We start from the raw sequence: 615 nt of genomic DNA, 5'->3' as shown, positions 1-615 counted from the left end.
CCCCGTACCCCCCTCCCGCGGGAGGAGGGGGGACAAGAAAGGACTGTTCTGCTGAAGAAGAAAGCGCTCACTTCGCCAGCTCCGCCAGCAGCGGCCGGATCTCGCGGTCGACGATGTCCGGGGTCAGCGGGCCTGGATGCCGGTAGCGGATGCGGCCGGCCTTGTCGATCACGAAGGTCTCCGGCACGCCGTAGACGCCGAGGTCGATGGCGGTGCGGCCATCGGCATCGGCGCCGATCCGGCGGTAGGGGTCGCCGTTGCGCTTCAGCCAGGCCAGCGCGTCCTCCGGCTTGTCCTTGTAGTTGATGGCCACGACCGGGATGCCGTCCTCGCGGCCGAGCTTGGTGATCACCGGATGCTCGGCCAAGCACGGCACGCACCAACTGGCGAAGACGTTCAGCAGCATCGGCCGGCTGCCGAAATCACCGGTCGAGAGCCCGTCTGAGCGGCCGGGCAGCGCCGCCAGGTCGAAGGCCGGCAGCGGCTTGTCGATCAGGGCCGAGGGCAAGGCCTGCGGATCGCTGCCGGACAGGAGCCTGGTGCCGACCCCGACGGCGAGGGCCACGAGCAGCAGCAGCGGCAGCAGGAACAGGAGACGGCGCATCGATTGTCTTC

General features: G+C 69.3%; 1 protein-coding gene. It reads right to left on the bottom strand.

All coding sequences use genetic code 11. The features are described 5' to 3' along the window. Nucleotides 1-67 precede the first annotated feature (67 nt). Nucleotides 68-615, bottom strand: a 548-nt coding sequence (locus tag P409_RS35620) for a DsbE family thiol:disulfide interchange protein (protein ID WP_343285547.1), incomplete at its 5' end; no start/stop codon positions are given.

The organism is Inquilinus limosus MP06 (genome assembly GCF_000767795.1).
GTDB lineage: Bacteria > Pseudomonadota > Alphaproteobacteria > DSM-16000 > Inquilinaceae > Inquilinus > Inquilinus limosus_E.
The sequence above is the reverse complement of the archived record's forward strand: the minus strand, read 5'-3'. Positions and strand labels throughout refer to the sequence as shown.